The 6,865-nt window shown below is 71.9% G+C and carries 6 protein-coding genes; 5 read left to right on the top strand and 1 reads right to left on the bottom strand.

Features of this window, described 5'->3' with window-relative positions; translation table 11 throughout:
• The 3 genes from VK611_17255 to VK611_17245 all read left to right on the top strand — a co-directional run.
• Positions 1–315: hypothetical protein (locus tag VK611_17255; protein HMG43083.1), on the top strand; the 315-nt coding region annotated here is incomplete at its 5' end.
• Positions 312–917, top strand: coding sequence for a TetR/AcrR family transcriptional regulator (locus VK611_17250; GenBank protein ID HMG43082.1), 606 nt, complete (start codon positions 312–314; stop codon positions 915–917). The genes VK611_17255 and VK611_17250, both read left to right, overlap by 4 nt.
• 45 nt (positions 918–962) lie before the next feature.
• Positions 963–2,039, top strand: a complete 1,077-nt coding sequence (locus VK611_17245; protein ID HMG43081.1) for a lipocalin-like domain-containing protein — start codon at positions 963–965, stop codon at positions 2,037–2,039.
• Between the two features lie 15 nt (positions 2,040–2,054).
• Here the strand turns inward: VK611_17245 and VK611_17240 are convergent, their stop codons facing one another.
• Positions 2,055–4,214 (bottom strand): acyl-CoA dehydrogenase, encoded by a 2,160-nt coding sequence (locus tag VK611_17240; protein HMG43080.1) that lies wholly within the window; start codon positions 4,212–4,214, stop codon positions 2,055–2,057.
• Positions 4,215–4,343: 129 nt separating this feature from the next.
• On the opposite strand from VK611_17240, the gene VK611_17235 reads away from it, so the two are divergent.
• Entirely contained in the window at positions 4,344–5,246 is a 903-nt protein-coding gene (locus VK611_17235) for an SDR family oxidoreductase (GenBank protein HMG43079.1), read from the top strand.
• A 1-nt stretch (position 5,247) separates the two neighbouring features.
• Complete coding sequence (locus VK611_17230) at positions 5,248–6,720, top strand: MFS transporter (GenBank protein HMG43078.1); 1,473 nt, start codon at positions 5,248–5,250, stop codon at positions 6,718–6,720.
• Positions 6,721–6,865 lie beyond the last annotated feature (145 nt).

Raw genomic sequence — 6,865 nt, 5'->3', positions numbered from 1 at the left:
CCGCAGCCCATCGTCGCCATCGCCGGCGCCGTGCTGCACGTCGCGAACGATCACCCCGTGACGAGCAAGGTGCGCGAGGACGAGCCCTACGTCCTCGGTGCGCTCCTCCCCAGGATCGAAGCTCTGCTGGTCGCGAGCCGCGTCGCCCTCGCTCCGGTCCTGGCCGACGGGATCGCCGCCGGTGACCTGCGTCCGGGCGATCCCGACGCGCTGGCCGATGCGATCACTCGCCTCGTGCTCGCCGGCTTCCTCATGCCGCCCCCCGACGTCGACCGCTACCTCGACGGCGTCCTGCTGCCGCTCCTCCGACCGTGACCGCCTCGTCGACCGCGACCTCCGACCTGCGCGACCGCCTGCTCGACGCCGCGGAGGCCTGCTTCCGGCGCTACGGCATCGCCAACACCACCATCGACGACGTCGTCCGCGAGGCGAAGGTGCCCCGGGCGACCCTGTACCGGCACGCCGGCAACAAGAACGAGCTGATCGCCTCGGCGCTGACCCGCGAGATCGAGCGGTTCCTCAAGCGCCTCGGGGCCTTCGTCGCCACCAACTGCGACAGCTTCGCGAGCACCATCGTCGACGGCACGATCTTCGCGGCACGCGACATGGCCACCCACGAGCCGTTCCGGACGCTGTTCACCAACGAGCCCCACGCCGTGATCGAGGCCGCGGTCGCCCCGGTCCGTGCCGAGATGTGGAAGCGGCTCACCGGCTTCGTGGCCCCGCTGGTCACCCACGCCCACGAGACGGGCGAGGCGCGACCGGAGCTGACGGTCGAGGACGCCACCGAGTGGCTGCAACGCTGCATCAGGTCGCTGGTCGAGGTGCCCCACGCCGTGCCCCGCACCGACGACGAGCTGCGCAGCTTCCTCGAGCGCATGCTCCTCCCCGCCTTCGTCCCCGACGACCGCCGCTAGGGCGGCCCCGTTTGAACACTGTGCGTGGCTGGGGATGGAGGCGGCATGACCGTTCCCTCCCGCCTCGGCTCGGATCCCCCGGACTACGAGCGACTGGGCATCTCTCCTGAGGAAGTCCAACCCTGGGAGGACGGGCGGCGCACCGACGGTTCGCCGGGCACCTACGAGTGGTGGTACTTCGATGCCCACCTGGACGACGGCGCCAAGCTCGTCGTCGTCTTCCTGACCAAGGACATCACCGACCTCGGCAAGCCGCTGACGCCGACGATCCGCGTCGACCTCACGCTGCCCGACGGCACGGCGCTGGAGAAGCTCGTCGAGCTCGACCCCGCCACGTACTCGGCCTCGGCGGAGCACTGTGACGTGCGCATCGGCGAGAACACCTTCGCCGGCGACCTGCACGAGTACCGGATCCGTGCGACGGCCGAGGACGTCGCTGTCGACGTCACGCTGACCGGGCAGGTGCCCTCGTGGCGGCCCGGTTCCGGGTACTGGCTGTTCGGCGAGGAGGCGGAGGACTACTTCGCCTGGCTGCCGTCGGTGCCCCAGGGCAAGGTCACGGCGACCTACAGCGTCGACGGCGACACGCACACCACGACGGGCGTCGGCTACCACGATCACAACTGGGGCAACGAGTCGATGCTCAAGCTCATGCACCACTGGTACTGGGCGCGCGGCGCCGCCGGCCCCTACTCGGTGCTCACCTCCTACATCACGGCCGAGGAGAAGTACGGGTACGCCGAGCTGCCGGTCTTCATGCTCGCCCTCGACGGGAAGGTCATCGGCGACGACCCGGACAAGGTCCGGTTCGAGGAACTGGGCCCCTACACCGACGAGACGACCGGGAAACCCGTCGCCAACGTCACCCGCTACACCTACACGGACGGCGAGGACAGGTACGTCATCACCTACACCCGCCACCGCGACCTGTCCGTGTCGAAGTTCATCGACGGGCTCAAGGGCCCCAAGAAGCTCGCCGCCCGACTGATCGGGTTCGACGGCGCCTACCTGCGGTTCTCCGGCGAGCTGCGCCTCGAGCACTTTCGCGATGACGAGCTCGTGGACAGCTACAGCGACGACGCCCTGTGGGAGCTCATGTACTTCGGCCACGCCCGCCCGTGAGCGTCGGCCCGCCGGTCAGTTGATCAGCGGGTCGCGGGGCAGGTGGAGGATGCGCTCGCCGATCTGGTTCCGGGTGATCTCCGACGTCCCGCCGGCGATGGTCATGGCCCGGCTGAAGATCAGCACCTGCGCCACCGTGTCGCCCGGCCCCTGGCGCATGACCACGTCGGGCCCGGCCAGCTTCAGGCCCAGGTCGGCCGTGCGCTGCATGTGCTCGGCGCTGACCAGCTTGGTGACGTTGCCCTCGGGCCCCGGCTCACCGCCGGCCACCGCCCGCTCGGCCGAGCGCAGGTTGAGCAGCCGCAGCACGTGGGCCTCGGACAGCAGCCGGCCGATCTCGCCGTCGTAGCCCCGGTCGGCGCCGTAGGTGGCGCGCAGGGCCAGCAGGTCGACGGCCGCGCCACCGACGCCACGTGAGCCGCCGATGCTCACCCGTTCGTTGCCGAGGGTCGACCGGGCCACCACCCAGCCCCCGTCGACCGGCCCCACGACGTCGTCGTCCGGGACGAACACGTCGTCGAAGTACACCTCGTTGAACATGGTCGCCCCGGACGCCTCCCGCAGCGGCCGGACCTCGACCCCCTCGGCGTGCATGTCGATCACGACCGTGGTGATGCCCTGGTGCTTCGGGGCGTCGGGGTCGGTGCGGACGGTCGCCAGCCCGCGGTGGCACAGCTGCGCCGCGGTGGTCCACACCTTCTGGCCCGACACCAGGAACCCGCCCTCGACCCGGGTGGCCTTGGTGCGGATGCCGGCGGCGTCGGAGCCGGCGTCGGGCTCGCTGAACAGCTGGCACCACACCAGGTCACCGTCGAGCGTCGGGCGGACCCAGCGGGCGACCTGATCGGGAGTCGCGTGCTGGATCAGAGTGAAGATCACCCAGCCGGTGATGCCGTACTGCGGTCGCTGCACGCCGGCCCGGGCGAACTCCTCGTCGATGACCAGCTGCTCCAGCGCCTTGGCCTCGCGACCCCACGGCTTGGGCCAGTGGGGTTGGACGTAGCCGGTGTCGATGAGCTCGGCGCGCTGCTCGGCGGCCGGCAGTGCCGCCAGCTCCTCGGCCACCGCCCGGGTGGTCTCCCGCAGGGCCTCGGCCTCCGGCGGCAGGTCGAGGCCCAGCTCCCGCTTGGTGCCCGCCGCTGCCAGCTCGGTGACCCGGACCTCGGCTGCGTCGGGGTCGAACAGCGCCACCAGCGTGGCCGCCCGGCGCAGGAACATGTGGCCGTCGTGCTCCCAGGTGAAGCCGATGCCGCCGTGCACCTGGATGTTCAGCTGGGCGTTGCTCAGGAACGCGGGCAGGGCCTCCAGCGCCGCCACCGCCGCGGCGAAGGCCAGCTGGTCGCCACCTCCGGGCGCGGCGCGGGCCGCGTCCCACACGGCGGCGGTGGCCCGCTCCGACGCCACCAGCATGTTGGCGCAGTGGTGCTTCACCGCCTGGAACATGGCGATGGGGCGACCGAACTGCTGACGCACCTTGGCGTACTCGGTGGCCTGCTCGACGCACTCCTGGGCGCCGCCGGCCGCCTCGGCCGCCACCAACACCTGCGCCAGGGTGCGGGCCTCGGCCCGAGCGCCCACCAGCACCCGGTCGGGGGCCACCGCCACCCCGTCCAGCGTGACCCGGGCGGTGCGCCGGGTCGGGTCCAACCCGGCGGCCGCCGTCACCTGCACCCCCGCAGCCCCGGTGTCGACGAGCACGAGGTCGTCGCCGCAGGCCAGGACCAGCACCTCGGCCAGGCCGGCTCCCAGGACCGCGCCGGCGTCTCCGCTCGCCACGCCGTCGTCGAGGGCCAGCACGCCCCCGAGGCCCACGGCCGCGGTCGTCGACCCGTCGGCCAGGCCGGGCAGCAGCCCGGTGCGGGCGCTGTCGTTGCCCGCCGCGTCGATCACGGCCGAGGCCAGCACGGTGGGCAGGAACGGCCCCGGGGCCAGGGCCCGTCCCAGCTCCTGCAGCACGACGACCAGCTCGGGCAGGCCGAAGCCGCTACCACCGACGTCCTCGGGCAGGTGCAAGCCGAGCCAGCCCAGGTCGGCCAGCTCCGACCAGAAGGCAGGGCGGGCCTCGTCGTCCGCATCCAGCAGGTCCCGGGCCTGGCCGCGGGCGCCGACCTTCTGCAGCAGAGAACGGGCGACGGACTCCAGCTCCTGATGAGCCTCATTGATCGCAATGGCCACCGTCAGGACCCCCCTTCAGACGGTCGCAGGCTCGCACGGGCCTCGGTAAGACGTCAAGACGAATTCGTCTCACTCGACGGGCGGGGATAGCGTGCGCTCGGAAACCCACCGGGGGAAGGGGAGGTCGTCATGGGGATGAACGACGGACGGGTGGCCATCGTCACCGGAGCCGGCCGCGGCATCGGACGGGAGCACGCCCTGCTGCTGGCCGCCGAAGGCGCGCAGGTCGTGGTCAACGACCTCGGCGGCTCGCCGGACGGCAGCGGCGCCGACACCGGTCCCGCCCAGGAGGTCGTCGAGGAGATCGAGGGCCGGGGCGGCGAGGCGGTGGCCAACACCGACGACATCAGCTCGTGGGCCGGCGCCGAGCGTCTGATCGCCCAGGCCCTCGACACCTACGGCCGACTGGACGTGCTGGTGAACAACGCCGGCATCCTCCGCGACCGCATGCTGGCCAACATGACCGAAGCCGAGTGGGACGCGGTCGTCCAGGTCCACCTCAAGGGCACCTTCGCGCCGAGCCACTTCGCCGCCGCCCACTGGCGGGAGCAGGTGAAGGCCGGCGAGGAGGTCGACGGCCGCATCGTCAACACCACGTCGGCTTCGGGCATCTACGGCAACGTCGGCCAGACCAACTACGGGGCGGCCAAGGCCGGCATCGCCGCGTTCACGATCATCGCCGCCAAGGAGCTCGCCCGCTACGGCGCCACCGTCAACGCCGTCGCACCGGGCGCGCTCACCCGCCTGACCGAGTCGATCGGCATGGGCCGGCTCCCCGACGAGGCCAAGGAGACGATGTCGCCACGGCACATCGCACCCGTCGTGTGCTGGCTCGCCAGCCCACTGTCGCGGCATGTCACCGGGCGGGTGTTCGACGTGTCCGGGCGGATGATCTCGGTGGCCGAGGGTTGGCACCGCGGCCCGACGATGGAGGACCCGTCCGACGACCCCATGCTGCTCGGCGCCCTGATCGACGATCTGGTCAAGGACGCCCGACCGAACGCCGACATGCAGGGCTTCGACGAAGCCTGATGTGAGGACCGTCGCACCGCCGGTGGGCCTGCCCGAGCGGGTGGCCGCGGGCCTCGAAGCCCGTGGGGCCTACCCGCGGTGGGCGTTGCTCGTCGCCCTCGCCGGGATGTTCGCCACGACGTTCCCGGTCACGGTGCTCACCCTGGCGATCCCGACGATCGCCGACGACTTCCATGTCGACGAGGCGCAACTGGCCTGGTTGATCACCCTGCCCGTGCTGTGCTCGGCGCTGGCGTTGCCGGTGCTCGGCAAGCTCGGTGACCTCTACGGGCACCGTCGGATCTTCATCGTCGGGTTCGCCGTCGCCGCCACGACCACCGCGCTCACCGCGACGGCGACCGGCCCCGCGACCCTCATCGCCTGGCGGACCCTCACGCAGGTGGCGGGGGCGAGCACGATGCCCAGCTCGATGGCGCTCATCAACTCCGTGCACCACGGCGGCGCCCGGGCCCGAGCCATGGGCTGGTGGTCCACCGTCGCCGCCGGTTCGCCGGTCATCGGGCTGACCATCGGAGCGGCGGTCATCGACGCCGTGGGCTGGCAGGTGCTGTTCCTCATCCAGGCGGCACTGATGGTCGTGCCCGTGGTGGCGTCGTGGCTGGTCCTGCGGGAGACGCCGCGGCGGTCGGCCCGCTTCGACATCGCCGGCGCGGTGCTGCTCGCCGTCGGCATCGGGCCGCTGCTGCTCGCCGTCAACCAGGCACCGGAGTGGGGGCTGACCTCGGCCTCCACCCTGGGGTGCCTTGCGGTCGCCGGCGGGGGACTGGTGGCGTTCGGGTGGGTCGAGCGGCGCGTCGCCGTTCCGCTGGTGCCGCTGAGCTTCTTCAGGTCGCGGGCGACCACGTCGTCGCTGCTGGGGTCGTTCCTCAGCAGCGCCTCGTACATGGGTGCGTTCTTCCTGGCCAGCCTCCTGATGGTCAAGCAGTTCGGCTACTCGCTCACCGGCGCCGTGCCGATCCTCAGCATCCGGCCGGCGCTGTTCGCCCTCTCGTCACCGCTGGGCGGCCGGCTCACCGAGCGGGCCGGCAGTCGCACCGCCGCGCTCGCCGGCCACCTGACGCTGGCGGGTGGGCTCACCGGCCTGGCGATCGGATCGGCGGCATCGTCGCTGCTGGTCGTGGTCACCGTCGGGTTCCTGCTCCAGGGCATCGGCTACGGCCTGCTGCGCCCGGCGATCTCGACCGCTCTCGCCGACGGCGTCGACGACGGCGACCTCGGCGTCGCCGGCGCCGCCGAGCGCCTGAGCGGCCAGCTCGGGGTGGCCTTCGGCATCACTCTCCTCGCCACGCTCTACGCCAGCGACGTCGACCGGTTCCCGCTGGCCTTCGCCCTCGGCGCCGTCTTCGCCCTGGCGGGCGCGCTGGCCTCCCTCGGCCTGCGCGCCGGCGGTTCCGGGTTTAGGACATCAGGACAAATTCATCTCATTTCTGAGGAAGGGCTAGCGTCGCCCTCAGAACCCACCGGGGGAAGCTAGAGGGGGGACCACACGATGCCGATCAACCCGGACGCCGTTGGCGCCAGGAGCGACCCGGTCCGGCGCAGCTGGGCCAGCAAGGACTGCCTGCTGTACGCCCTGGGCGTGGGGGCGGGCATGGACGATCCGTCGAAGGAGCTCGAGC

This window comes from Acidimicrobiales bacterium (assembly GCA_035316325.1).
Taxonomy (GTDB): domain Bacteria; phylum Actinomycetota; class Acidimicrobiia; order Acidimicrobiales; family VFJN01; genus DASXTK01.
This window is presented reverse-complemented; position numbering and strand designations above follow the sequence as displayed.

Excerpts from the sequence above, each read along its gene's own strand:
- VK611_17245 (HMG43081.1), top strand. The coding sequence starts at position 963 with ATGACCGTTCCCTCCCGCCTCGGCTCGGATCCCCCGGACTACGAGCGA.
- VK611_17235 (HMG43079.1), top strand. The coding sequence starts at position 4,344 with ATGGGGATGAACGACGGACGGGTGGCCATCGTCACCGGAGCCGGCCGC.